19 protein-coding genes and 3 tRNA genes are annotated in these 26381 nt (G+C 34.8%); 15 read left to right on the top strand and 7 right to left on the bottom strand.

Annotation, left to right across the window (positions count from 1 at the left end; translation table 11 throughout):
- Positions 1-316: 316 nt before the first annotated feature.
- From alaS to AACL18_RS06630, 7 genes are all read left to right on the top strand, one after another.
- Entirely contained in the window at positions 317-2932 is a 2616-nt protein-coding gene (alaS, locus tag AACL18_RS06660; RefSeq protein ID WP_339050141.1) for an alanine--tRNA ligase, read from the top strand.
- Positions 2933-2962: 30 nt separating this feature from the next.
- Positions 2963-4186, top strand: coding sequence for an aspartate kinase (locus AACL18_RS06655; RefSeq protein ID WP_339050139.1), 1224 nt, complete (start codon positions 2963-2965; stop codon positions 4184-4186).
- Between the two features lie 196 nt (positions 4187-4382).
- On the top strand, positions 4383-4601 hold the full coding sequence (gene csrA / locus AACL18_RS06650; RefSeq protein ID WP_339050138.1) for a carbon storage regulator CsrA: 219 nt from the start codon (positions 4383-4385) through the stop codon (positions 4599-4601).
- Positions 4602-4653: 52 nt separating this feature from the next.
- A tRNA-Ser gene (locus tag AACL18_RS06645) sits at positions 4654-4743 on the top strand.
- A 238-nt stretch (positions 4744-4981) separates the two neighbouring features.
- Positions 4982-5058, top strand: a tRNA-Arg gene (locus AACL18_RS06640).
- Between the two features lie 405 nt (positions 5059-5463).
- A complete protein-coding gene (locus AACL18_RS06635; protein WP_339050137.1) occupies positions 5464-5694 on the top strand; it encodes a hypothetical protein in 231 nt (76 codons plus the stop codon).
- A gap of 561 nt (positions 5695-6255) precedes the next feature.
- Positions 6256-8934, top strand: a complete 2679-nt coding sequence (locus AACL18_RS06630; protein WP_339050136.1) for a hypothetical protein — start codon at positions 6256-6258, stop codon at positions 8932-8934.
- Positions 8935-9731: 797 nt separating this feature from the next.
- Here the strand turns inward: AACL18_RS06630 and AACL18_RS06625 are convergent.
- Positions 9732-12575 (bottom strand): hypothetical protein, encoded by a 2844-nt coding sequence (locus tag AACL18_RS06625; protein ID WP_339050135.1) that lies wholly within the window; start codon positions 12573-12575, stop codon positions 9732-9734.
- A gap of 884 nt (positions 12576-13459) precedes the next feature.
- Between AACL18_RS06625 and AACL18_RS06620 the strand changes: the two genes are divergently transcribed.
- Genes AACL18_RS06620 through hemW form a run of 5 tightly spaced genes read left to right on the top strand, consistent with a single transcriptional unit; the run spans position 13460 to position 18711 of the window.
- Positions 13460-14272: a Ku protein gene (locus tag AACL18_RS06620; RefSeq protein WP_339050134.1), complete on the top strand. Its 813-nt coding sequence runs from the start codon at positions 13460-13462 to the stop codon at positions 14270-14272.
- 6 nt (positions 14273-14278) lie between these two features.
- Complete coding sequence (ligD, locus tag AACL18_RS06615) at positions 14279-15841, top strand: non-homologous end-joining DNA ligase (RefSeq protein ID WP_339050133.1); 1563 nt, start codon at positions 14279-14281, stop codon at positions 15839-15841.
- Between the two features lie 8 nt (positions 15842-15849).
- Complete coding sequence (gene ligD / locus AACL18_RS06610; protein ID WP_339050132.1) at positions 15850-16767, top strand: non-homologous end-joining DNA ligase; 918 nt, start codon at positions 15850-15852, stop codon at positions 16765-16767.
- 32 nt (positions 16768-16799) lie between these two features.
- Positions 16800-17558 carry a class I SAM-dependent methyltransferase gene (locus AACL18_RS06605; protein WP_339050131.1) on the top strand — a complete coding sequence of 253 codons (759 nt, stop codon included), beginning with the start codon at positions 16800-16802 and terminating at the stop codon, positions 17556-17558.
- A 7-nt stretch (positions 17559-17565) separates the two neighbouring features.
- A complete protein-coding gene (hemW, locus tag AACL18_RS06600) occupies positions 17566-18711 on the top strand; it encodes a radical SAM family heme chaperone HemW (protein ID WP_422395882.1) in 1146 nt (381 codons plus the stop codon).
- Between the two features lie 135 nt (positions 18712-18846).
- Here hemW and trmB read toward each other — a convergent pair whose 3' ends face one another.
- Together trmB and elbB are read right to left on the bottom strand one after the other, a co-directional pair.
- Positions 18847-19515, bottom strand: a complete 669-nt coding sequence (gene trmB, locus AACL18_RS06595) for a tRNA (guanosine(46)-N7)-methyltransferase TrmB (protein WP_339050129.1) — start codon at positions 19513-19515, stop codon at positions 18847-18849.
- A gap of 12 nt (positions 19516-19527) precedes the next feature.
- Positions 19528-20193 carry an isoprenoid biosynthesis glyoxalase ElbB gene (gene elbB / locus AACL18_RS06590; protein WP_339050127.1) on the bottom strand — a complete coding sequence of 222 codons (666 nt, stop codon included), beginning with the start codon at positions 20191-20193 and terminating at the stop codon, positions 19528-19530.
- A gap of 93 nt (positions 20194-20286) precedes the next feature.
- Between elbB and AACL18_RS06585 the strand changes: the two genes are divergently transcribed.
- Genes AACL18_RS06585 through AACL18_RS06575 form a run of 3 tightly spaced genes read left to right on the top strand, consistent with a single transcriptional unit; the run spans position 20287 to position 24057 of the window.
- Positions 20287-22026 (top strand): glycosyltransferase family 39 protein, encoded by a 1740-nt coding sequence (locus tag AACL18_RS06585; protein ID WP_339050125.1) that lies wholly within the window; start codon positions 20287-20289, stop codon positions 22024-22026.
- 30 nt (positions 22027-22056) lie between these two features.
- The gene (locus tag AACL18_RS06580; protein WP_339050124.1) at positions 22057-23001 is read left to right on the top strand and encodes a glycosyltransferase; all 945 of its coding nucleotides are present in this window, start codon (positions 22057-22059) and stop codon (positions 22999-23001) included.
- Positions 23002-23037: 36 nt separating this feature from the next.
- Positions 23038-24057, top strand: a complete 1020-nt coding sequence (locus tag AACL18_RS06575) for a bifunctional UDP-4-keto-pentose/UDP-xylose synthase (RefSeq protein ID WP_339050123.1) — start codon at positions 23038-23040, stop codon at positions 24055-24057.
- On the opposite strand, the gene lpxK is transcribed toward AACL18_RS06575, so the two are convergent.
- The 4 genes from lpxK to AACL18_RS06560 all read right to left on the bottom strand — a co-directional run bounded on the left by lpxK (position 24017) and on the right by AACL18_RS06560 (position 26157).
- Complete coding sequence (gene lpxK / locus AACL18_RS06570) at positions 24017-25009, bottom strand: tetraacyldisaccharide 4'-kinase (RefSeq protein ID WP_339050121.1); 993 nt, start codon at positions 25007-25009, stop codon at positions 24017-24019. The two genes, AACL18_RS06575 and lpxK, sit on opposite strands and share 41 nt — an antisense overlap.
- The gene (ccmD, locus tag AACL18_RS08130) at positions 25009-25152 is read right to left on the bottom strand and encodes a heme exporter protein CcmD (RefSeq protein ID WP_422395881.1); all 144 of its coding nucleotides are present in this window, start codon (positions 25150-25152) and stop codon (positions 25009-25011) included. The genes lpxK and ccmD overlap by 1 nt, the downstream gene beginning before the upstream one ends.
- A gap of 12 nt (positions 25153-25164) precedes the next feature.
- Entirely contained in the window at positions 25165-26031 is an 867-nt protein-coding gene (gene pdxY / locus AACL18_RS06565; RefSeq protein ID WP_339050120.1) for a pyridoxal kinase PdxY, read from the bottom strand.
- Positions 26032-26080: 49 nt separating this feature from the next.
- A tRNA-Arg gene (locus AACL18_RS06560) sits at positions 26081-26157 on the bottom strand.
- Between the last annotated feature and the right edge of the window lie 224 nt (positions 26158-26381).

Here is a 26381-nt window from a genome sequence, read left to right as displayed (position 1 = left end):
CCGCCAAAATCTCATTTTTAATCGACATACGTGATAAGGGTTTAAAACTGAAAATTATACCATAAATTGCCCTTTAAATTCGAATATTAATAAGAAAATACAAAGGTTTAAAGTAGGTAATTGATTTTTGCGCTGGTTAGGCTGTAATCAAAAAAGAACATAGGCTCAGTTTAAAATGGGGCTAAAAACCTAACTATAGATAATATTAGGGGCTAATCGGCTTATATTGCTTTTAAATTGGCTAAGTCATTCTTAATTTATTGACACAAAAATCTCTTGCCGTGATACTCTTCGCTTTTGCATTGAAGAGCCCTACATGAATAGCAATGCCCTACGCGAACTATTTCTTAACTATTTTAAAAGTCAGGGTCATACGATTGTTCCCTCCGCTTCCTTAATTCCTGCCCATGATCCGAGTTTGTTATTTACTAATGCTGGCATGGTGCCCTTTAAGGATGTTTTTTTGGGTCTAGAAACGAGACCTTATTCTCGTGCAGTGAGTATACAACGATGTATGCGGGCTGGCGGCAAACATAATGACCTTGAAAATGTAGGTTATACCGCTAGGCATCATACCTTTTTTGAGATGTTAGGAAATTTCAGCTTTGGGGATTATTTTAAGCGTGAGGCTATTCTTTATAGTTGGAAGTTTTTGACTGAGGAGTTAAATCTTTCCCCGGAAAAATTATGGATTACGGTATTTGTCGAAGATGAAGAAGCGGCATCGATTTGGTTAAACGAGATTAAAATCGATCCTAAACGTTTTTCTCGTTGTGGGAAACAAGATAATTTTTGGTCTATGGGAGATACTGGCCCTTGTGGTCCATGCTCTGAAATCTTTTTTGACCATGGGCCCAATATCTCTGGTGGGCCTCCAGGTACACCAACCGCGGATGGGGATAGATATGTTGAAATCTGGAACTTAGTCTTTATGCAGTTTCAACGTTCCTTAGATGGAGAACTTACTCTTTTACCAAAACCTTCAGTGGATACCGGTATGGGTTTAGAAAGGTTAGCGGCAGTTATGCAGGGAGTCACAAATAATTATGATACGGATCTGTTTCAACCTTTGATAAAGGTAGTTGCTAAGCAAGCATCAATAACTGATTTTACCAATACCTCAGTACGCGTTATCGCAGATCATATTCGTGCTTGTGCTTTTTTAGTCAGTGATGGGGTTAATCCTGGTAATGAAGGACGTTCTTATGTACTACGTCGAATTATTCGTAGGGCTATTCGACATGGCCATAAAATAGGTCTAGATCGCCCTTTTTTTTATCAACTGGTTAAACCTTTAGCGGCGCAAATGTTGCAAGCATATCCGCAAATAGCAAAAAAACAAAAATTTATTGAAAAGATTTTGCTTCATGAAGAGCAACAATTTGCTCGCACCTTAAGCCACGGTATTAAGCTATTTGAACAAGAAATAACTAAGTTGCAGGGCAAAAAACAATTGCCAGGATCGGCAGTTTTTCGTTTGTATGATACTTATGGATTTCCCATGGATTTAACAGCAGATATGGCTCGAGAACAGGGTCTAATCGTAGACATAGCAGGTTTTGAGAAGGAAATGCAACGTCAAAGAAGTCAATCTAAGTTGGCAAGTCGTTTTGCATCTGCACTGAGTTTATCGTTAACTGAAAAAAACGCTACTGAGTTTATTGGTTATAAAGCATTAAAACAAGCAGCTGTTCCTATTTTGGATTTATTTGATGGCAAGCAATCTATAAAAGAATTATTCGAAAATGAAGAAGGTTTTGTTATCTTAACTAAGACCCCTTTCTATGCAGAGGGCGGTGGACAAGTAGGTGATACGGGATATTTAGTTAATTCAACGAGTCGTTTTTTAGTGACTGAAACGTTTAAAGAAGGAACATCCATTCTTCATAAAGGTAAGTTAATTAAAGGTCATTTGAAAAAAGGTGATAAATTGAAGGCAGAAGTCGATGCTGAAAAACGTCGTGCGATTACCTTAAATCATTCTGCAACTCATCTATTACATGCAGCATTAAGAGAAGTTTTAGGAGAGCATGTGACGCAGAAAGGTTCTTTAGTAGAACCAGAACGCTTACGTTTTGATTTTTCACATACCCATCCATTAAGTATAGAACAACTAAAGTTGATAGAAGATCGTGTTAACCAACAAATTCGAGCTAATTTATCGGTTGTTACCGAAGAGATGTCGACGGAGGATGCAAAGAATACTGGCGCTTTAGCGATGTTTGGCGAGAAATATTCAGATAAAGTACGTGTGTTGACGATGGGTTCTTTTTCCAAGGAATTATGTGGAGGCACACATGTTTCCCGTACCGGTAATATTGGTTTATTTAAAATAACAGCAGAAATAGGAATTTCAGCAGGAATACGTCGCATTCAAGCCGTGACTGGACAATATGCTCTAGATTGGATTGCGGCCTTAGAGGAACAAACTAATCAACTTGCTAAGCTCTTCAAAAGTTCTAAGGATAATTTACTAGAAAAAGCGCGTATGGACATGGAAGCTAAGCAAGCTCTGCAAAAACAGATTATCGCTTTACAGCAGTCCATAGTCGCTATGATGGGAGAAGAGCTTATTTCTCAAGCGATCGAAATACAAGGGATTAAGTTATTAATCAGTGAAATTAGTGGGATTGATATAGCAGGATTACGACATTTATTAGATCAACTTAAAAACAAATTAAAACCCGCCGTCATTGTTTTGGCTAGTATTGAACAACAGCGTGTTCAATTAGTGGTTGGTGTCAGCAAAGAGTTAACCCACAAAATAAAAGCGGGTGAATTGGCTAATAATATAGCGCTTGCGATAGGAGGTAGTGGCGGTGGACGTGCAGATTTTGCTCAAGCAGGAGGAGGTAAACCTGAAGTCTTAGATGCGGCTTTAAAAAATGTAAAACATTGGGTTGAGACCCGCTTAAATGACAACTATGCTTAGAATTGAATAATTAATTAATAGAACATCACAATGGCTTTAATTGTACAAAAATTTGGCGGCAGCTCGGTTGGAAGTATCGACAAAATTCAACAGGTTGCAAATAAAATTATTGAAACTCGCGCACAAGGACATCAATTGGTAGTGGTTGTTTCTGCGATGGAAGGTGAAACCAATCGTTTGATTTCTCTTGCTAAAATATTGAACGAAGAACCTGATTCGAGAGAATACGATTTATTATTAGCAACCGGAGAGCAAGCGGCAACTGCGTTATTAGCAATGGCTTTGCTGGCACAAGGTTGCCCAGCCCGCTCTTATAATAGTTTTCATGTTCCAATTTATACGGATAGTCACCATAAAAAAGCTCGTATTTTAAGTATTAAAGAAGAAGTATTACGAAATGATATTGGTGCAGGTAGAGTGCCTATCGTTGCTGGTTTCCAAGGAATTTCGGATTCTGGTGATATGACGACTTTAGGGCGAGGGGGCTCGGATACCACTGCAGCGGCTTTAGCCGCTGTTTTAAAAGCTGACGAATGTCAAATTTATACGGATGTAGATGGTATCTACACGGCAGATCCTCATCTTGTACCTCAGGCTAAACGCTTAGATCAGATTGGTTTCATCGAAATGACAGAGTTCGCTCGTGCTGGCGCGAAAGTCATTCAACATCGAGCAGTCGAACTGGCCAGTAAATATCGGATTCCATTACGTGTTTTATCAAGCTCTGAAACTGGCACAGGCACATTAATCCAGGGTGATAAAGAAGAATCTTCAGTAGAAGGAGCCAAGATCACAGGAGTGACTGCGAGTCATCACGAGGCAAAATTGACTATTCATGGCTTAACAGCTGAAAAAGAAGCCATGTCGCACTTTTTTTCCTTGCTGAATGATGCGCGTATTGAAATTGACATGTTAACCCAACAACAAATCTCTGCAAGACAAATGGATATAACATTTACCTTGGCCAGAGCAGACTACCATCAAGCAAAACAATTACTCCAAACCTTAGTAAAGGAGAAATTCGCACTATCTATAGTTGGTGATAATAAACTGGCAAAGCTTTCTGTGGTTGGGACAGGTTTGCATTCTCATCCGGGAATCATTCACACTTTATTTCAAGCACTTGAATCTGCAGGAATCAATGTTATTTTAACTTTATCCTCGGCGTTAAGAGTCTCTCTAATGGTTAGTGATGCCCAGATAGTGCGAGGGGTCCAGATTTTGCATCATGTTTTTGGCTTAGGCGAAGAATAATTAGCTTTGCTATCTTATTTTTACGGAATTTTACGTATTTTTAAATAGTATTAAGCTTTCCTTAAGGTTTTGTTAGTAGACTAATTCCGCAAAATGTCTGTATGTGAATTTTTCTATCTTTTTTTGCTAATAGATTGAAATTGATTAGGTGTTGCATATGGTCGATTAATGAGTCAACTAAAGGAGAATCATAAAGATGCTTATTTTGACACGGCGTATTGCAGAAACACTTATTATTGGTGACGATGTGACAGTGACGGTACTGGGCATTAAAGGTCATCAAGTAAGATTAGGTATTAACGCACCTAAAGAAGTTTCTGTTCATCGAGAAGAAATTTATCAGCGTATTCAACAAGAAAAACAAAAACAGGAAGGACACTCTGACGAAGGAGAGTTAGAAGACGGTGAAGAATAACCAACTATTTTATAAAACTTAAGGTAGTGCTATACTCGCCAACCTCAGCGTCGGAGAGGTGGCCGAGAGGCTGAAGGCGCTCCCCTGCTAAGGGAGTATGGCGTAAAAACCATCGAGGGTTCGAATCCCTCTCTCTCCGCCATGTCCTTCAATTGAGATGGGTTTAGCTAAAATCTAATTAAATTAACACATTACTTTATTTGTTTAGTTTTCACTGCAATTTTGTTTTCCATTGTTTTTACCACCTGTTAAATCAATAAACAATTCTTCATTCTTATGAACAGGTAAATTTATTTTTTATAAAATTTGACATAAGCTTTTTTAATTCAAGGCTAGCTGGATAAAACATAAACTGGTAGAATGCCCAACTCTTTAGAATTGCGCCCGTAGCTCAGCTGGATAGAGTACCAGGCTACGAACTTGGTGGTCGGGAGTTCGAATCTCTCCGGGCGCACCAGTAAATCTTGTTTTTTTCAATAACTTATCTTACCATTCAAAACCTTGTTTTTTATCTAAGTATTGTAATGTACCAATTTTGTACCAGATACACGTCCGGCCGCAACTTGAAGTTGCTGACTATTTAGATGCGCATGACGTTGCACTGTTTCTTAAAAAGACCAGCCACCAATTTTTTGCAATTCATATAGTTAAGTTCCATTTTGCAAATGATCCCACTTAGGATAGAGCAGGCTTTGCTTTGGGAAGGCGCACGCTCATTAATGACCAACATGAAGGAAAAAATTTACTTTTTCTCGATATAATTTACCGATGAGATAATTGGAAGAAGATCATAAAGCGGGTATGGCTGAGTTTCTTATGAAGCAAAAATATTAATCGGATATTATGGTTATTACGGTACATCATGAGCGATGTACTTTTCTTATTTTACTTAAAAACTAAAGCTTATGAATTTTATGATCTGGATGTGAATGATTCAACGGGCGCTATCTTAGTTCAATTCGATCCATATCGCACCCAATTCAATAAAGAAAATACCGAACTCCTAATCGATTCTCTTGCGAATTATTCCAAAGATCTGATAAAAAACAATAAATTAATGTACCTATTGGGTCTACAATACACTTTCAAATGAAACAACTGGATATTTCAAAATAAACTTAGATAAATCTATAATTCAAAACCACTGAATCTAGAGAATGCATAAAGCTGTTTCAAATAAAAGATTAAAAGGTAACAATGGGTATGCAAAGCCAAGATAAGTTAGTTAGGCTTCAAAGTTTTTATCATCTTCAAAAGAATCCTACATTAAAGATTCGTAGAACATGTTAAGGAAGTTAGCCCATGATGAGATTAATTGTTTTATTTAAAAAATAAGCTAAATTCAGCATTGTTGCGTAAGCATTTTTACGAGATTAGGCGGCACACCTTCATGTACAATTCCTTCGTTCGATAGCCTTTAGTGGTGGAAAATATTCTAACTAGGGCTTATTCTAAAGGACAGTAGACTTATTTTATCTTTAAAATTACTCTTTTTATTCAGATTTTTTATTTTCTTGATATAAGAAAAAATTATATGAATTTGATTTAATAAGCATTTTTTAGATTGATTAAATTTTTATAATAAATTATTTTTAATGTTATCTTAATATTAGATTGTTAATATATTATTAATAGCATTAAAAGAGTTTTTTATATGACTTTCCAAACAACAATAGAAGAAGCTTTAAGGGAGTATGATCGTCGAAAAGGAATATGGCGCAGGCTATTTGGTGATGCCCCTGTTATTAAAAAATTACGTAAGCTTGATCTTAAGAAAGTTGATGAGCTGGGGGTTTTGACATGCTTTATTGTTAAGATGCCTAAAGAATCACAGGCATCTTATAGGGTATATAAAGATATTTTTTCTTTCATAAATATTAAAGAAGTAACCAAATGTTTAAAAGTACTTCATCAATCTAAGCTTTTAACCCAAGAGAATTTAACCACCGCCAAAGAACATAATAATCCTTCTGGCCTTGCCATAGTATTATCTGTGCTTAAAAGGGCTAATCTTTTAATGCAGGGGAATTTTAATGCCATCAAAAAACACGATCATATTGTCCTTTCCCAGTTTTTACGCTTGCTTAAAGAGACTAATCTTTTGACTCAGGAGAACTTTACTGCCGTTAAAGAACATAGTTATCCTTCTAAACTTGTCGAGATATTATCTACGCTTAAAGAGACTAATCTTTTGACTCAGGAGAACTTTACTGCCGTTAAAGAACATAGTTATCCTTCTAAACTTGTCGAGATATTATCTACGCTTAAAGAGACTAATCTTTTGACTCAGGAGAATTTTACTGCCGTCAAAGAACACAAGAATTCTTCTGGCCTTGTTATGGCATTATCTAAGCTTAAAGAGACTAATCTTTTGACGCAGGAGAACTTTACTGTCTTCAAAGAATACAAATATCCGGTTGAACTTAGCCAGGTATTATCTAAGCTTAGAGAAGCTAATCTTTTGACTGAGCAGAATATTAATGCCTTCAAAGAACACGAAAACTCTTCTGATCTTGTTATGGCATTATCTGAGCTTAAAAAAATTAATCTTTTAACACAGGAGAATATTAATCTCGTCAAAGAACACAAAAAACCTTCTGATCTTGTCAAGGCATTATCTGAGCTTAAAAAAATTAATCTTTTAACACAGGAGAATATTAATCTCGTCAAAGAACACAAAAAACCTTCTGATCTTGTCAAGGCATTATCTGAGCTTAAAAAAATTAATCTTTCAACGGAGAAAAATATTAATGCCGCCAAAAAACACAGCAGTCCTTATGCTCTTGTCAAGGCATTATCTAAACTTGAAGAAGTTAATCTTTTAACGCAAGAGTATTTTAATGCTATCACAGAGCACAAGAATCCTTCAGTTCTTGTTGATGTATTACTTATGCTTGAAGAAGTTAATCTTTCAACGCAGGAGAATTTTACTGCGGTCAAAGAACACAGTAATCTTTCTGGTCTTGTTAAAGTATTATCTAAGCTTAAAGAAGCTAATCTTTTAATTCAGGAGAATTTTACTGCGGTCAAAGAACACAGTAATCTTTCTGGTCTTGTTAAAGTATTATCTAAGCTTGAAGAAGCTAATCTTTTAATTCAGAAGAATTTTACTGCGGTCAAAGAACACAGTAATCTTTCTGGTCTTGTTAAAGCATTATCTAAGCTTGAAGATGCTAATCTTTTAATTCAGGAGAATTTTACCCAACTTTTGGAACCGAATATTAATATTCTACTCACATTAAGAATAGAAAGATGGGGAAATAATCACTTATGGGATATTATACCCACTGATTTTTTGACGCAAGAAACCTTTGAAGAATTAATTAGATTTGCATCACTACCAGATCCCATCCACCGTATAGAACAATTTCTTTTGCTGTTGGTCAATGGTGGCGAACGTATAAATAATATTCAAAGCACACATACGGCGAGCATTCATCAGACAGTATCAACATCTGCTCTTAAGTTAATGTCCCGCTATAAAGATAAGTTGCCAGAAAACAAAGTCGAAGAAATTATTAGCACAATAAAGGATGATATTTCAAAATTACCAACAGATATTCTTATAAATAAAGCCGCTAAAAACTGTATTGAAAGAATTTCGCAGTTGGATTTTACTGATCCCTATTCAAAAATAACTGTCAAGCAATTATTGGCATTATCGTACCTAGCTAGGCATGACGATGATAACCGTCAAGGTTGCAAAGAAGATGCAAATCAGCTATTTATTGAGGGATTGTATGAGATACAACGTGGTTATAATATAACTGCTAATGGTGTTGATAGCCAAGGAAAAGATAAACCGATTTGCTCAGCTGGCACGTTTAATAAGCTGATGGAAAAACTGTGCGGAGTGCATCCTGATGTTGAACTGAACTTTATTACAAAAGAAATAGCGGCACAAAAACTTCCTATTATAGTATATGAAGAAGCGAAAAATTATCTAGAAAAACTTTCTAAATATGAAACAAAAGAAGATTTTCACTCTTTTATAACGTTACTCAAACAGCTTTTAAAAGAGGGTATCGAGATTATTTGGAACGAAATAAAACCCAAAGTGACTGATCGTTTATTCGATGAATTCAAAAGTATCTATAATAGTAATAAAGAAAATTCAGATTTCTTAGGTTTAGTAAATGCTGGGCAAGATGTTGAATTAAAGGCTGATTTAATAAATGCTTATCAACAACCAATTGAAGCTTTAGCAGAGTCTCGCAGCGGCCGAATACTCCAGAATACTAGAGGTTTTTTTCAGGTATCAGCTGAGCAAAATGATTTTTCTCAAATGTCAGAAGATGAAGAGCCAGTTCGAAGTCAATCAAAGAGTTTGTGATAAACGTTTGTTGGCAGGTCTTTGCGTTACTAACAAACGAGTCGCTATACTCACAAAAATTTTTGGCCTTGGTACCCGCAAAATTTATTAGTAACACGCGACTTATAGTAGCGCCGATTCGTCGAAGGTTGCCACACATTGGCACCTGCCAAGAAACTTACTCGCACCCTCATTGTATTGTAAAATTTAGTTTGAAACAGTTATATATAATTGGCATATTCAGTTGTACTTCGTGCTCAAGAGTCAGCACCAAAAAGCTTAATAAGTCTAAAAACTTCTCATTTCTCCTGCCCAACTATCAGCTCTTGCTTTACCCCAGGGAATCGTATTCGTCAAATTGTAAATCATATCCTGCAAGCAAAACATACCATTTTAGTTCAAGAAGCTTATGCTTTCTCTTCAAAATACATTACACCTGAATTAAACGAATATCTTTTTGTAACTTCCTCTTTATGAAATTAGCCTGCCAACGGCTAATTCACTTTTCCTCGTTTCAACACGTCAATATTTTTTTCAAAACAAGTTTTCACCAAAAGAATAGTTAGTATAAACCCATTGTACTTGAAGGGGAGAACTCACCTTGTGGTTCCTTCTCTCTGGTTTCCGACTGCGAATGCTGTGTTTCTGAACTACTACTTATCTGTTCTTTGAAGAAAGCTGATAGCTTAGCTAGTGATAGCTGTTGATTTCTGCCCACAATATTAGGGCTATCGGATGCCTCTGTTATAGGCTGTATTAAATTCTTGAATTGGGTAAGAAGACCAATCCATTTATCCACCAACTGTGACCATTCAGATTTAGTGTCTACAATGGCTATTTGGGTACATAGTTTTAATTCTTTGACCTATCTTTACTAATTCGGTGTAGATGCCATTCAATTTCGTTTGGAACGTATGTCCATACGGGACGGATAATTTGTTGGGAAAAAGTGTGTAAAGTGCTCTTTGATAAACTTGTAAGCGCCAGTAAAGCAATTGGTTAACCTGAATTTTATCTGCGGAAAGTGCATGTTGAATGATTTGCTGAATTTCTAAATAAAGAAGATTGAAATCATTGTTACAAACTTTTCTGTCCACATCTGGTAATGGCTTATCCAAATAATGTGTCTCATCAAAGCAAATATAGTTCGCTAACTGCTCGCATTCCTTCTCTGTCAATTGACAAATCGAGTTTAAAATTTCCGTTGCTGGAATTATTAAATCGCGTTGTAAATCTGGAAATTTATCAATGAGCGTTCCTATTCCCTCATGCGTATAAGTTCTTTCAAACTTTTCATTCGGATAATGAGAAGCAGGTTTATTTTTAAGGTAAGCATAGAATTCAGAATGATCGTGAGCAAACATTACATCATAGATATCACCATCAAAATCATTACCATCCGCCTTAGCTAATGTAATAGGTACTTTCATTAACGGATGAACGGGTTTTCCTGTTACACAAAGAACACCATGAAGTTCGACAGATTCTATCACCTCAGATTCTGTTTGCTGTTTATCGGCTAATTTTTGACTTGGCTTTAATTTTCTGTCGGTTTTGGGAAAAATACAATCATGCAAACTAGTCCATTCTGTATCGGGTACTATTTCGAATTGTCCATAGATAGCATGGAAGGCCCCTTCTTGGCTAAAACCAGCGAGAGTATACTGAAAAACTTTTTTCTTAGATAATTCTTCATCAAAAACAACTTTAGCTGTATTTAAACTTTTAGTAGAATACGGTGATTTGCCTACTATTATCCCATCACCATCTTTATATTCACCTGGGGAAAGCAAAATATCATTACCTAGTGTAGGAATAATCGTATAGGGAGTGGTTTTAATTCCCCCTGTACTAGTTAAATAAAAAAATTCATCTGGCGATGCTAAGACATTATCTTCGCATGTGTTTTTTTTCGAACTTTCTGGTGAGGGATTTTTTAATATTTGAGTAACCTCTTCAATGAAATGAGTCAAGCCATTTGTTGCCTTCTTACCTTTTTCCTGAAACAGATCAAAAAATTGGGTTTTATGTACAGGAATAGTCTGTAGTGCTTGAAAAGGTAAATAGGAAGATGTTTTTTTAGTTGATTGAATATTCAAATCAATATTTAGTTTTTTAGCCAGACTTTCTTTGATTAGACCAAATCCATCGCAGACAACATACTTACCACAAGCATACCCATCATTAACTAATCCAATATGGAATCTTCCGACCAATTGCTTTCCTGAATAATGATTCTCTGGTATTAGGCAGCGTTGCCCATAATAGGCCCGTTCAGGCAACCCAGAAAAACAATCTAAAAACCAAGTAAGTGCACTTTCTGGGATAGCAATTAACTTCTTGCAACGATCATTTTTATGCTTATGCCGGCGCCCGGGACCACCGATAATATCAGTCCGATATTTTTTATCCTGATAGCTAATGACTAAGGGTATTTCACTCGGTTTAACCGCGTGGAGAAACTCAACGATGACATAATTCCCAAACCGTTTATCCGTTAATAGGTCATAGATAGCATTAGTTTTTTTAATTTTCTTAATTAGTTCCCCTTTGTGGTTAATAACATGAACTTGGTTATCTTCTTCAGGCGTTACGTGTAAGGTTACGTTCCCATCTAATTTTTCAAACACTTCTTTATTAAATTTCCTTATTTCTTCATGACGTAAACTGTCCTCAGGTAATAGTTGTTTTTTGTATTTCTTAGGATAATAATGGTTCAACAACCACGCAGCACAAAGGGTCAAGACATTGCTATTTGCATCTGCACATTTATCTAGTTGCAGACATAACTCGTTTAACTCGGATACTAAAATATCCATTTCGTTTTTGTTTTCCATTGAGTTGCGGCTGCGAAGGTACTCAATATAACTATGATAAAAATAAACAGCTTCGGCTAAATCACCCGTATCCGTGATAGATTTCTTGAACTGTTGTAAAGTAGAAGTGATAGAATCATAACATGCGGGACTATTGAGAATAATAGGTAGCATAGTCCGGTAGCTATCTAAGTTTAGCCATTTTTTATCATCTAGATGCTTAAATAAGTACTGGACTTTCTCGTGATTTTTCTGTTTAGCATAGATTTTCAACATAATGTTGGCGCATTCAATCGTATCCGGACCTTCTTCTATATTTTGCATATAGAAAATAGAAGCTTTTTCATATTCTTTTTTTTGTTCATAGTCTTTTAATTGCGCAAGCGGAGAAAAGGAATTTGATTGTTTCTTTTTTTTTACTTTATTTCCTCCGTGTGATTGTTTCTCTTGTGGTGGATTCTTAAGAGCATTGAGCTCATCCGAAAGTTTCTTAGCAAGCGCAACATTTCCAGTATTATCCGCGTTCTTTATTCCATCTTCATAAATTTTTATTATTGTATTATCTAGCAAAGTAGTGCGTTTACCTTCTTTCACCAATTTCTTATAGAGTCCTTTTACATTGTCAAATCTTTCCTTTAAAGCATAGAATTTCAACATATAAGAGTGGACACTATCATCGATTTCTTCCGAAAAGGCATTGTAAAGCTTACCTATAAGGTTGGACATGCCTTTTTTTTTACATCCCTCAAATATTACAATAATTTTCTCAGACTCATAATGTTCATCTTTAGCTTTTTTTAAAGCATTATCATAAAAAGTAACGCTTTGTTGTTTTTCCATAGGCATTTGGTTCCACCTTCCAAAAAAATGTTAGATTATTATAATCCATCTAACACATTATTGATTGACTAAAGGGGTAAAATTTGTATATATATTTTGTTAGAAAGACAAAAAATAAATTTTTTTTTGGATATTTAAGTGATTATTTAATTAACTGCCGTAATGCACTACAAAATAATCGACCAATAAATCTGGCAACAATATAACACCTAAAATTGTTTGATTAACTTCTTTTTTGAATTAAATATTAGGCAATTAATATTTTGTGTAATTGAGCTTAACAAAGTAGCAAAGTTATTGTTGATTCATTACCTTATCTGGAGTTGGCAATTTCTGAGAAGTCTTAGATAACAAACGTATAGAGACTTTAATAAGTTGATTATCGTAAATGCCGAATAAATAATTTTTATGATTTTACGCCCAATGATCTGATATTTTTTCATACTGTTTGTTAAAGTCAGGCTTTTTTCCATTTTTTTTAACAATATCCGCCCAATAATTCGCTTTGTTGGTCGATATAGTTTTTGCTAGCAAGCGAATCTTATGTGATGCCCCTAGCGCCTTTACTTCAGCGCTATTTTCAGGGGAGAAACTAGCCCCGGATCTCCAACACTAGCAGCACTATGAAGTAGCATAAACATTTAACCTTATTTATTTTTTATTAAATATTATTGATAAAAATTAAAAAAAATTAAATTAACGCTTTTTGCAGAAAAAATATCAAAATTTGAGTTAGTTATACTGATGAACGACAATATTCGAACATTTAGTAGTAATTAAAAGTATAACTTAAGATAAATTGATCGAAAAATGTTCAATTTAAATTCAGTTCCGTAAATATGTGCTAGATATATAATAGAAATTGATTTTCAATCTGGTAGGGACATTAAATGGCAAGACCTATTTGGAAGGGATATATTACATTTGGTTTAGTCAACATACCGGTTATTTTATATCCAGCAGAAAAAAAATTTGATATCCAATTTAAATTAATTGATTCTCGTGATAAAGCACGAATTCGCTATGTACGAATCAATGAGCATACGGGTGAAGAAGTGCCTTGGACCGATATCGCTAAGGGATATGAATATGATGATAATAATTACTTGATATTAAAGCAATCTGATATTAAAGCTATTTCAGGTGAGCATTCTAAGACTATTGATATTGTTACTTTTGTTAACAAAAATAGCATAAATACCATGGATTACGAAAAACCTTATTATTTAGTTCCAGATAAGAAGGGTGAAAAAGCTTATGTTTTATTGCGTGAAATCTTAAAAGATACTAAAAAGGTTGGCATTTCTAAAGTTATCATTCATACCCGCGAATATTTAGCAGCGCTTATGCCCTATGAAAATGCATTAGTGCTTAATCTGCTTAGATATCATCAGGAACTTAGAAAAGTTTCAGAGTATGAATTTCCTTCAACCAATGTTAAGGCTTATAAAATTTCAGCAAAAGAAATAGAGATCGCTAAACAATTAGTTAATGGAATGGCTAGTAAGTGGAATCCTAAAGATTATCACGATGTATTTAGAGAAACTTTAACTAAATGGGTAGAAGCCAAGATTCACCATAAAAAAGTTTCTTCCAAAAAAACTAAAACCAAGCTTAAGAAAAGTAATGTCATCGATTTTGTGGATTTATTGAAAAAAAGCTTAGCAAGAAATAAACAAAAAGCATCTAAAAAGCGGTCGTAGGTGGTTATGTCTTTACAAAAGTATCGTAAAAAAAGGAATTTTAAGCATAGTAGAGAACCCTATGGCAGCATAAAAAGAAACAAGCAATTAATTTATATTATCCAAAAACATGACGCCAGTCATTTGCATTACGATCTCCGTTTGGAATTAAATGGCGTTTTAAAAAGTTGGGCGATACCCAAAGGACCTAGTTTAGATAGTTCAATTAAGCGTTTAGCGGTACATGTTGAAGATCATCCTATTGAATATGCTAAATTTGAAGGAATCATTCCCAAAGGTGAATATGGTGGCGGCACGGTGATGCTGTGGGATGTAGGTACATGGGTATGCGAAAATGCTGATGCAAATTTTGCTTATAAAAAAGGTCATTTAAGCTTTACTTTAAAAGGTAAAAAATTAAAGGGAGCCTGGAATTTAGTTCAAATCAAAACTAATCCAAAAAATTGGTTGTTTATTAAAGTAAATGATAAATATGCACGATCCAAGCAGCAATATGATATTACGCTAGCTAAACCTAATAGCGTCTTTAGCCGACGCTCCTTGCAAGGAATAGCTAAAAAATTTCAAGTAGATTTACCTGAAAAATCTAAATTAACTAAAATTTCAAAAAATGTTGAACTAGACAAAGCCAAAAAAAAATCTATGCCTAATTCTATTCATCCGGAATTAGCCACATTGGTTAAAAAACCACCCATCGGAGATGAATGGTTACATGAAGTGAAATTTGATGGCTATCGTTTGCTTTGCTTTATTAAAGATAAAAAAATAAAGTTTTTGACTCGAAATCAAAAAGATTGGACTGAAAAATTTAAAGAGTTGCAACTAGAAATTAAAAAACTGAATTTACAATCTGCGATTCTTGACGGAGAAGTTATTGCTTTAAATCGAAAAAAAAAATCTGACTTTCAATTATTATCTAATTCTATCAATAAAAAGGAAAAATTCATATTAAGTTATGTTGTTTTTGACTTAATTTATTACCAAGGTAAAGATTTAAGTCATTGTGCTTTAGAAGAACGTAAAAAATTATTAAGAAAATTAATTCCTTTAAATAATAATAAATTAATATTTAGCAATCACATCGATGGAAATGCCGGCAATATCTTTTTTAAAAAAGCCTGTAAAAAAAGGCTGGAAGGTATTGTATCTAAAAATAAATTCAGCCCGTATATATCAGGGAGGAATAGAAATTGGCTCAAAATAAAATGTAGCAAACGCCAAGAATTTTTAGTCATAGGATTTACTCCAGGAAATGGAAACCGACATCATTTTGCCTCCTTAGTACTAGCGATATACGACAAAAGAAGTCAATTACTTTATTGTGGCAAAGTGGGAACTGGATTTAACGAAAATTCTTTAAAAAGCATTAGAAAATTGTTAAATAAATATAAAACGAATAAGGCTCCTTTTAAGATTGTGCCACGATCTTTAGGTCAAGTGACTTGGGTTCTCCCTAAAATAGTTGTTGAAGTAGAATTTACTGAATGGACGCGGGCGGGGGTTTTACGTCATCCTAGTTTTAAAGGATTACGCAATGATAAAAAACCCAATGAAATTATTAAGGAGTAATGTAGAAAATGGGTAAATTAAATACAAACAAAATATCAATAAAAAAAAATAAGTGTCCAAAAACAAAATTTAATTTATCTCATCCTGATAAATTATTATATCCCGATGTAAATATAACAAAATTAGATTTGGCAAATTACTACAATCAAATAGCAGAATGGATACTACCTTATATTTTGCAACGACCATTAACACTGCTGCGTTGTCCTAATGGGGAAAAGAAAAAATGTTTTTATCAAAGGCATTTAACCTCAAAGACCGAAAATCTGTATGCGATAAGTTTGTCAGATAAAACGAATAAATCAGAACCGTATCTGTATATTAAAAATAAACTTGGTTTAATGGAATTGATACAACTAGGTGTTTTAGAAATTCATCCTTGGGCAAGTCAAATTGATAAAATAGAAAAGCCTGATTTTATTACCTTCGATCTTGATCCTGGATTGGATACCGAATGGAAAAAGATTATTGAGGCCGCTTATTTTGTCAAAGATAATTTGCAGAAGATTAACTTGAAGAGTTTTGTTAAAACGACCGGTAGTAAAGGATTGCATGTCGTTATTCCCATTAAACGGCTCTATAGTTGGGACAAAGTAAAAGTATTTGCCCATACATTTACGCAATATTTGGTAATGCAGAATCCTCAGCTCTTGGTTGCAAATATGAGTAAAGCCAAGCGCAAAGGGAAGATTTTTGTTGATTACCTGCGAAATCAACGCGGCGCCAGCAGCATTGCCCCGTATTCAACTCGGATTAGGGCGAATGCAGCTGTGGCCACCCCTTTAAATTGGCATGAATTAACGACACGAATTAAATCCGACACTTTCACGGTGAAAAACTTGCCGCAACGATTAGCTAAGCTCAAACATGATCCTTGGAAAGACTTTTTTATAATAAAGCAAAAATTAAGCTTACCAATGATATAATTTAGAAAAAAACCAATATTGGGAACTTTTAAATGGCCGATAAATTTATTGAACCTTTTACTAAGACGGTACAACATTATCTTAAATATCGACCTTCTTATCCGATAGAAATATTGGAATTGCTCGTTAGCGAATGTGATTTAAGCAAAAAAAGTGTCATTGCTGATATTGGTTCTGGTACGGGGCTTCTGGCTAAATTATTTCTCGATTATGGCAATAAAGTGTACGGTGTTGAACCTAATCAAGCAATGAGAGAAGCGGGAGAGGATTATTTAACACAATATTCTCAATTTCATTCAATTTCCGGTACGGCAGAAGCGACGCATTTAGAGAATGCAAGTATGGATTTTATAACTGTGGGCACTGCTTTTCATTGGTTTGATGTGGAAAAAACCAAACGAGAATTTAAACGTATTGCCAAACCTAAGGCATGGGTAGTGTTGGTCTGGAATGTTCGAGATATCCAATCTCCGCTTATATGCGATTATGAAAGTTTATTGTTGAAGTATGGCAATGATTATGCTAGTTCGAATGCTAAAAAATTAGATAAAGTGGCTATGGATAGTTTTTTTAAGGGTCATACTATAAAAACCGCATCATTTAGAAACGTTCAGCAATTTGATTGGGAAGGATTTCAAGGCAGGTTACTATCCATGTCATTTATTCCAGGACCTGAGCATGCAAAATATAAGTTTATGATAGAACAATTAAATAATATTTTTTTAAAACATGAAAAAAATGGGATAATCGAATTTTTATATAAGACAAATTTGTATTTTTCCCATATCTAAAGTATGTATGTTAACACTGCCACCTTTGTCTCTATATATTCATTTTCCTTGGTGTATACGAAAATGTCCTTATTGTGATTTTAATTCACATACTTTAATAACTGATTTACCAGAAATAAATTATGTAAACATGTTGCTTTTAGATTTAGAGCAAGATCTCGATAATCTATGCGATCGACCGATCACCAGTATTTTTATGGGCGGAGGTACCCCCAGTTTATTTTCACCCGCTACGCTTAAGTATTTACTGGTAGAACTAGCCCAACGTTTAGAATTTTCTGAGGCTATCGAAATTACCTTGGAAGCCAATCCGGGTACCGTAGAATATCAACGTTTTTATGGTTATCGTGAAGCAGGTATTAATCGACTTTCATTAGGCATACAAAGTTTTTCTACTGAAAAATTGAAAATCCTTGGTCGTATTCATGATGGAAATGAAGCGATTAAAGCCGTCTCAGCAGCTAAAACAGCTGGATTTACTAATATCAATCTCGATCTGATGCATGGTTTGCCGAACCAGACTGTAATTGAAGGTCTGGAGGATTTGCAGATTGCTTTTTCGTTGGAGCCGACGCATATTTCTTGGTATCAGTTGACTATTGAACCGAATACCTATTTTTACCAAAGACCGCCGCAATTACCACTAGAAGAAACGATGGGAGAATTACAAGATCGAGGTGAAGAAATTTTTAAACAAAAAGCATATAAGCACTATGAAATTTCTGCTTTCAGTAAAGATAGATACAATTGCTTACACAATCTTAATTATTGGGAGTTTGGTGATTATTTAGGCATCGGGGCAGGCGCGCACAGTAAAATAACTGATAACAAAAAAAGGACTATTAGGCGTGTTTGGAAGCAAAAGAATCCAAAAGCATATTTAGCACAAAAAAATAATTTTTTAGCTGAAGAAAAATTTATTATAGCTGAAGAATTGCCTTTCGAATTTATGATAAATGCATTAAGACTGTATCAAAAAATTCCAGTGGAACTATTTCAGCAGCGAACAGGATTACCTTTATCAAATATTCAGCCTATTTTACACAAAGCGCAGCAACAAGGTTTACTCACATATGATGGGTTTGCAATGGAAACGACAGAATTTGGTAAACGGTTTTATAATGACTTGCTTGCTATGTTTATGAATGATTAAGCTTCAGAATTCTTCGCGCTTGCATTTTGTCTATGTTGTCTCTAAATTTACAATTCTCATGGTTCTTAAATATATTTCGGCTGCTCATTTTCGTGGTGTCATGCCAAAAATCCAATTGCAGTAAATATTTTAAAATTAAAGTGTAACAAAAACCAGATCCCAGATTGAATGACCTAATTCTTGACCGCGTTTTTCAAATTTAGTCATTGGTCTGGTGGATGGTCTGGGCGTAAATTGATTTTTCTCAACCGTATTTTGCCATTCAGATGCACTTTCCATGATTTTTAACATATGTTGAGCGTAATCTTGCCAATCTGTAGCAAGATGTAATTTGCCATTTAATTTAAGTTTTTTATGTAATAATGCAATAAATTTTGCTTGTATTAATCGTCGTTTATGATGCCGAGTTTTCGGCCAAGGATCTGGAAAAAAGATTTGCACTAAATCTAAGCTATGTTTAGGAAAGGAATGAGCTAAAATTTCTGTGGCATCGGCATAAAAAACTTTAATATTGTTAAGTTTAAGTTTTTCGATTTGTTTTAGTATTAATGCGATTCCAGGACGATGAACTTCAATTCCCAAATAATTATTTTCTGGATACTGTAAGGCTTGTTGCAACAAACTATCACCCATACCAAAACCAATTTCTAGTACAGTGTATGCTTCTCGTTGAAATAGGTTTTTAAAATCTAATTTGGCTAATATTTTCTGATTAGATAAAGACGAAAAAGCCAGCTGTTGACTCTTGCTTAATTTTTTTTGACGATGCACAAAGCTACGTATTGGTCTTAGAAATTTATTCATGGGGTAATGAGATTATGTGTTCAACATTAGGGATAGTTCATTTACTAAGCATTCAATACCTATCGCTACTTCTTTAATTGAACGGGCTAACATATAGGCGGGCGTGCTGATTAATTTATGGGTTTTATCCACGACACAATCTGTAGCAGCACATGGAATATGTTGAGCACCCAACTTTTCTAATATCTCTGCAGTAGCTTTATCATTGCCAATGGTTATTTTAATACCGGTTGGGTAAAGCTTTGGGGCTAAAACGGGTGCAATACAAATAAATCCCGCAGGTTTTTTTGTTTCTACTATCGCTTTAGCAAATTTAAAAACATCCTTTTGTACCGAATAATTTTCTTTATTCAAACCAAAATTACACAGATTTAATGCGGCACCAAAACCACCTGGAAAGATCATAGCGGTATAGTCATTAGGGTTAGCCGAGACAATATCTTTAATTTTTCCACGCGCAATACGTGCAGATTCTTCCAATATATTTCTATGCGCATGTTCCTGGGTTTTACCATCGGCCATATTAACTACGCGAGTTTGAGGTATATTAGGAGCTAAACATTGATAAGGTAATTCAGCACGGTCTAAAGCAAATAAGCTAAGTACAGCTTCATGGACCTCACTGCCATCTAGGGCGCCACATCCGGACAAAATTACCGCGATCTTTTGTTTTTGCATTGCTTTTCCTCTCCAGAACCGTTATAAATTTGGCCTATTATTATAGTAATAGGGCCATTTCTCAACCCCTATCCAAAATAGGCAGTGATAAGCATGTCGATCATTCAAGCTAAGTCCAATAAAGGAAGCTGGTGCTTTGATTTAATCTTACTGGCAGTGGGTATTGGTTTAATATTCAGTTTATTTTTAGGAACAAGACCGCTAAGTGTACCTGATGAAGGTAGATACGCTGAAATTCCACGCGAAATGTTGGTTAGACATGATTTCGTAACTCCCCATCTGAACGGGATCAAATATTTTGAAAAACCACCCTTATTTTACTGGTTACAAGCCGGCGCAATTAAAGTTTTAAATCCATGGATTATCCAAGCAGAATATGCATTGAATAGGTCTAAAACAAATCATTATTTTGCACCTATCAGTGAATGGACGGTTCGTTTACCTAACGCTATTATGGCAGTATTAGGTTGCTTGTTAGTTTATGCATCGGGTCGAATTCTTTTTGAAAGGCGAGCGGGACTATTAAGCGCCATTATTCTTGCTTCCAGTCTTCTATATTTTGCATTAGCACGAATGGTAACGCTCGATATGACTTTATCGGTCTGTTTATCTGGAGGTTTGTTAGCTTTTTTAGTTGCCAGCAATCAATCCCCAAGTTTAGGCCGTCGTTTTTTATTTTATAGTGCTTATATGCTTGCTGGGCTAGCAGTGCTCACCAAAGGGCTTATCGGCATCATATTTCCAACTATGATTATTGGGCTTTGGGTCTTATTAACTAATCAATGGCGTTTACTGAAAGAATGTTATCTTCCGAGTGGAATTTTATTATTTTTATTAATAGTTTTGCCATGGCATATTTTAGTGCAGTCCAGGAATCCTGAGTTTTTTCAATTCTATTTTATTGATCAACAATTTTTGCGTTACTCCACTTTAATAGCACAACGTTACCAACCCGATTGGTTTTTTATTCCAATTTTTATTGCTGGATTTTTACCTTGGGTATGTTTTTTGCCTCAAGCCGTAGCCGGTCACTTTCCCCGAAATTATCAACAGTTTAAAGAAAAAAATAATTCTATTTTCCTTTTACTCTGGATAGGAATAATTTTTATTTTCTTTTCTTTTTCACATTCCAAATTAATTCCGTATATTTTACCCATATTTCCTGGTTTGGCTTTGTTAACCGGGCATTATCTTTCTACCCATTGGCAGCGTTTCAATGATATTAAATGGGGATATTTAGTTGTACCTTTGCTATGGCTAGGTTTAGGAATTGTAGGTCTTGTATGTTTAGTAAATGATCCTTCTACAACGCTCTCTCAAACTGCTAAATTTTTTTTAACTACGGGATATACTGTTTTTCTATTAAATAGCATAGTAGCGAGTTGCTTTATTTTACGTAAAAAATCTAAAATGGCATTTACAATCTTAACAATAGGAAGTGTAATTAGTTTTCTGATTGTTTCTATCAGTATTCCCCAGTTCGATACGCGATCTATAAAACCTTTAGTTGCTATGCTCAAACCTTTATTAAAACCAAAGGATAAAGTAGTTGCGTACTACGAATATTATCAAGATTTACCTTTTTATTTAAATCAACGGGTATTTGCAGTTAATGTCGGCGGGGAGTTAATCTTTGGTATGCAACATCAGGATACCAATGCTTGGATGTTAAAAGATGCTAACTTTTGGCCCCTTTGGAATAGTCATGAACACGTTTATATGGTAACTAATAAAGAAATATATCAACAATTTAAACAATCAAAAAAACCCACTGTTTATTTGCTTGCACAAACTGACCAAGATGTTTTATTAAGTAATCATCTTAAGATGTAATACTAATGATTAAAAGAGGATAAAGAAAAAATGAACAAACCTTATATCAGTGTGGTTATCCCTGTTTATAATGAGTCTGAAAACCTAGAACAGTTATACCAGCGCTTAATTTCAAGCTTAGATATATCAGGTAAGACTTACGAGATCATTTTAGTAAACGATGGTAGTCAGGATGATTCTTTTGAACGACTTAATGAATTACAAAAAAGACGACCAGAACAAATTCGAATTATTCATTTTAATGGTAACTTTGGTCAGCACATGGCTTTAATGGCAGGTTTAGAGCGGGTAAGAGGAGAAATTATTATTACCTTAGATGCTGATCTACAAAATCCACCAGAAGAAATCTCTCATTTGATACAACTTATTGAAGAAGGTCATGATTATGTTGGTGGAATAAGGAAAAATCGACAAGATACTTTTTTCCGACGTTACGCCTCCAGATTAAATAATTGGTTACGCTATAAAATGACTAAAATTCGTTTAAGTGATCAAGGATGTATGTTAAGAGCCTATCGCCGTTCACTCGTTGATTTGATGATTGCGAGCAAGGAAACTTCTTTATTTATTCCAGCACAAGCCTATAGACTTTCTATATCTCCTACCGAAATTGAAGTCGGACACGATGCTCGTAAGTTGGGTGAGTCTAAATATAATCTTTACCGCTTGTTACGCTTAAATTTTGATTGGATGACTAGTTTTACACTATTACCCTTACAGATTTTTACTATGTTGGGATTGTTTATTTCCATTTTAAGTAGTTTTTTTGTTGTATATTTGCTTTTACGGCGGATTATTATCGGCCCAGAAGTGGAAGGTGTGTTTACGTTGTTTGCGATAGTTTTTTTTATAATGGGTATAATGCTGATGGGTCTAGGTATTATGGGGGAATATATTGGACGTATTTATCAAGAAGTACGTCACCGTCCCCGCTATGTTATTAGAAAGATTGTTGATGAGACGAATGAAAAGTAAATATAAGAAATGCATTTTTAACACAAGTAGTAAAATATGAGTTTAAAAGTATTAATTCTTGGGATCAATGGCTTTATTGGCAGCAGCCTATTGGAGCATTGTTTAGGAAAAACAGATTGGCAGTTAATTGGATTGGATTTAAGCGAAAATAAAATCAGTGAGTTCCTTAAACACCAACGACTCACCTTTAAAAAAGGTGACCTAAATCATGAAATAGTATGGATCGAACAACAGATTCAACAGTGTGATGTAGTCCTGCCTTTAGTTGCAATCGCCACGCCTGCAAGTTATGTGAAAAATCCCTTAGGTATTTTTGAACTTGATTTTGAAGCCAATTTAAAAATTATTCGTTTGTGCGTTAAACATCAAAAACGTGTAGTTTTTCCCTCGACTTCTGAAGTATATGGGATGTGCACTGATGAAGCATTTGATGAAGAAACAAGTAATTTTGTGCTAGGGCCCATTAATAAACCACGTTGGATATATTCTTGCAGTAAACAACTACTAGATAGAGTGATTCATGCTTATGGTCTAAAGAATGAATTAAGCTATACGCTTTTTAGACCATTCAATTGGTTAGGCCCTAAGCTTGATGATCCACATAATCCTAAGCCAGGAAGCTCACGAGTTGTCAGTCAATTTATTGGAAATATATTACGTGGGGAAGCCATTCAATTAGTGAATGGAGGACAACAACGACGTAGCTTTATTGATATTGACGACGGGATAGGATGCTTATTAAAAATCATTGCAAATAAAAATGGATGCGCAGAAAAAGCTATTTTTAACGTTGGTAATCCGGAAAACGATATTTCTATCCGTGAACTCGCTGAATTATTATTAGAGTTAATTAAAACTTACGCAGATTATACAAATTATGCTGCACAAGTAGAATTACAGACTATAAATTCAGATAATTATTATGGAAAAGGTTATCAAGATGTGGAACGTCGTATGCCATCGATTAAACGTGCGCAACAACAACTTGATTGGCAACCACATATAGATATAAAAACTAGCTTGAAGAAGATTTTAGATTTTCATTTATTAAATTAATTCGATTTAATATAGTATTTAGAAAATTATTGTCTAACGCTGTTTTGGTTCTTAAACACCAAAGTCTGGCATCAACAAAACCTACGCATTTTACTGCATCTTTCTCAGTCATTACAATAATGGCATCATTCCCGTAATTGAAATCACGCGGTTTAAATAGATAATGATCGGGGAAGGGGTGCTCAACGATGTTAAGACCTAGTTTACGTATGGCTTTAAAAAATTGATCGGGATTTCCTATGCCAGCCACGGCATGCACTTTTTTTTCAAAAAAATATTCTTTCGATTGTTTATTTTTAGTTTGAATTAGTTGGTAAAAATAATCTGGAATTAAACATAGTTTAAATTCATTGGTTTGAGCGATTCCTTTGCTTATAACAAAATCAACTGAACTTAAACGTGAAACAGGTTCACGTAAGGGGCCTGCGGGTAAACAAAAGTTATTCCCAAAACGTCTTTCGCCATCGACGACGACAATTTCTATATCTCTACCAAAGCTTAAGTGCTGTAGACCATCATCACTAATGACAATGTTGCAATTGGAACGCTTCAGTAAACTCTTAGCGCCGCGACTGCGATCAGGATCGATGATGGTGGGACATCCTGTATGTTGTGCAATTAAAATAGGTTCATCACCCACCTCACGAGCATTACTGTTTTGATGTACTAAGCAGGGAAAATGCTTAGTGTTACCGCCATAGCCGCGGCTGATAATACCTGGCCGCCAACCTTTTTCTTTTAAAAAAAGAGCTAATGCGATGACAACGGGTGTTTTGCCTGTTCCCCCAATGGTAATATTTCCAACGACGATAACGGGTATTGAGAGGTAATTTATTTTTAAAAAATGGAATTGATAAAATTTACGGCGTACAAAAATAAAAATACGGTAAATAAACGATAATGGCCAAAGCAAATAGCCCAAAAAATTTTTTTTCTGCCAAATTTTTAACATTATTTTTTTGTGATTAATGACGTAATGCTTCGCTTTTTCTTAAATAACTTATAATAACGAATTAAAGGAGTTAGCAGATTAATTAAAAGAACAGTAGCTGTTGAGAGATAGGCTATCCATAAATAAAAACGATAATCTTTCATTGTAACTTCCTGTTATTCTATCTGTTGTAGCATAACATAATCTGGAGCTGCTTGCTTATAATCATTACCAATAATTTTTAATTCGCAGCGATTTGCTGCATAAGTGGCTTGAATTACTTGATGGGTTTTATTTAACGCTAAACTGAAAGCAGTTAAAGCGTTTTTAGTTAACAAAAAATGACCTAAATACAGTGCCGAAAAAAGATCCCCACTGCCGTTGATTGTTGCAGAAATGCTTGGAATAGAAATTGTAGCGTACCATTGTCCTTGTTTGCTTGAGAGAAAAGCAATGAGTTTATTCGAGTTTGATATAGTTTTTTCTTTTAAATTTAGGCTGGTTATGATGACAATAAGTATTCCTTGATTATGAAAAAAATGTGCAGCTTGTTTTAAGTCATTTAAATTATTAATTTTTTTTCCGTATAAATATTCCGCTTCAAAATGATTGGGTGAAATAATGCTAGCAATGGATAAAATTTGGGTACGAAAGAAATTGGGAATATCTGGTTTAACAAAACAGGCTTTACCATTCGGCGTAGCCATAACTGGATCACAGAGATAAATGAGTTTAGGATTGGCTTGTTGAAATTGTTGTACGGTTTCCACAATAACTTGGCCAATTTCTTTATCACCAATATAACCAGATAAAATTGCATCGCATTGTTTTGCTAAATCTAAGGAAACTAAACCCTGTATGACGGCACGTACCTGCTCAGCAGTGCAAATATCACCTTGCCAATGACCATAGCCTGTATGGTTGGAAAATTGCACCGTATTAACAGGCCACACATCAAATCCCATCGCTTGTAAGGGGAAAGTCGCCGCTTTGTTACCTACATAACCGTAACTGACATGGGATTGTATCGATAAAATATTCATTAGACCTCTTAGCAAAAGCCTAGTCGCTTGTTCATCTTCTTGCAAATGTTGGTGCCCCAGGCCGGATTCGAACCGGCGACCTGTCCCTTAGGAGGGGACCGCGCTTTCCAACTGTGCCACCGGGGCTGAAATGAATCGTATTATACGCCGAGACTTTAATTTGCGAATCAATAAATTTAAGAGGTTTAATAATTTAATGCTTATTTTTTTAAATTTGTACTATCAATTTGATCCTGAGATTTTTTTATCCTCGCTTATGCTACTTTTAATTTAATTTGCGAACCTCTTTTTAGTGTTAAGATTTTTGTAGAATGTCCTGTGACTGTGATAAGGTGTGCAAAAATTGCCTA

It is taken from the genome of Rickettsiella endosymbiont of Xylota segnis (genome assembly GCF_964019545.1).
Lineage (GTDB): Bacteria > Pseudomonadota > Gammaproteobacteria > Diplorickettsiales > Diplorickettsiaceae > Aquirickettsiella.
Note: the sequence above shows the minus strand (reverse complement) of the source record. Positions and strands in the feature narration are given on the sequence as shown.

Bases quoted from the DNA above. Each gene is read 5' to 3' on its own strand.
- alaS (WP_339050141.1), top strand. From the start codon at position 317: ATGAATAGCAATGCCCTACGCGAACTATTTCTTAACTATTTTAAAAGT.
- AACL18_RS06655 (WP_339050139.1), top strand. From the start codon at position 2,963: ATGGCTTTAATTGTACAAAAATTTGGCGGCAGCTCGGTTGGAAGTATC.
- csrA (WP_339050138.1), top strand. From the start codon at position 4,383: ATGCTTATTTTGACACGGCGTATTGCAGAAACACTTATTATTGGTGAC.
- AACL18_RS06635 (WP_339050137.1), top strand. From the start codon at position 5,464: ATGAGCGATGTACTTTTCTTATTTTACTTAAAAACTAAAGCTTATGAA.
- AACL18_RS06630 (WP_339050136.1), top strand. From the start codon at position 6,256: ATGACTTTCCAAACAACAATAGAAGAAGCTTTAAGGGAGTATGATCGT.
- AACL18_RS06625 (WP_339050135.1), bottom strand. From the start codon at position 12,575: ATGCCTATGGAAAAACAACAAAGCGTTACTTTTTATGATAATGCTTTA.
- AACL18_RS06620 (WP_339050134.1), top strand. From the start codon at position 13,460: ATGGCAAGACCTATTTGGAAGGGATATATTACATTTGGTTTAGTCAAC.
- ligD (WP_339050133.1), top strand. From the start codon at position 14,279: ATGTCTTTACAAAAGTATCGTAAAAAAAGGAATTTTAAGCATAGTAGA.
- ligD (WP_339050132.1), top strand. From the start codon at position 15,850: ATGGGTAAATTAAATACAAACAAAATATCAATAAAAAAAAATAAGTGT.
- AACL18_RS06605 (WP_339050131.1), top strand. From the start codon at position 16,800: ATGGCCGATAAATTTATTGAACCTTTTACTAAGACGGTACAACATTAT.
- hemW (WP_422395882.1), top strand. From the start codon at position 17,566: ATGTTAACACTGCCACCTTTGTCTCTATATATTCATTTTCCTTGGTGT.
- trmB (WP_339050129.1), bottom strand. From the start codon at position 19,515: ATGAATAAATTTCTAAGACCAATACGTAGCTTTGTGCATCGTCAAAAA.
- elbB (WP_339050127.1), bottom strand. From the start codon at position 20,193: ATGCAAAAACAAAAGATCGCGGTAATTTTGTCCGGATGTGGCGCCCTA.
- AACL18_RS06585 (WP_339050125.1), top strand. From the start codon at position 20,287: ATGTCGATCATTCAAGCTAAGTCCAATAAAGGAAGCTGGTGCTTTGAT.
- AACL18_RS06580 (WP_339050124.1), top strand. From the start codon at position 22,057: ATGAACAAACCTTATATCAGTGTGGTTATCCCTGTTTATAATGAGTCT.
- AACL18_RS06575 (WP_339050123.1), top strand. From the start codon at position 23,038: ATGAGTTTAAAAGTATTAATTCTTGGGATCAATGGCTTTATTGGCAGC.
- lpxK (WP_339050121.1), bottom strand. From the start codon at position 25,009: ATGTTAAAAATTTGGCAGAAAAAAAATTTTTTGGGCTATTTGCTTTGG.
- ccmD (WP_422395881.1), bottom strand. From the start codon at position 25,152: ATGAAAGATTATCGTTTTTATTTATGGATAGCCTATCTCTCAACAGCT.
- pdxY (WP_339050120.1), bottom strand. From the start codon at position 26,031: ATGAATATTTTATCGATACAATCCCATGTCAGTTACGGTTATGTAGGT.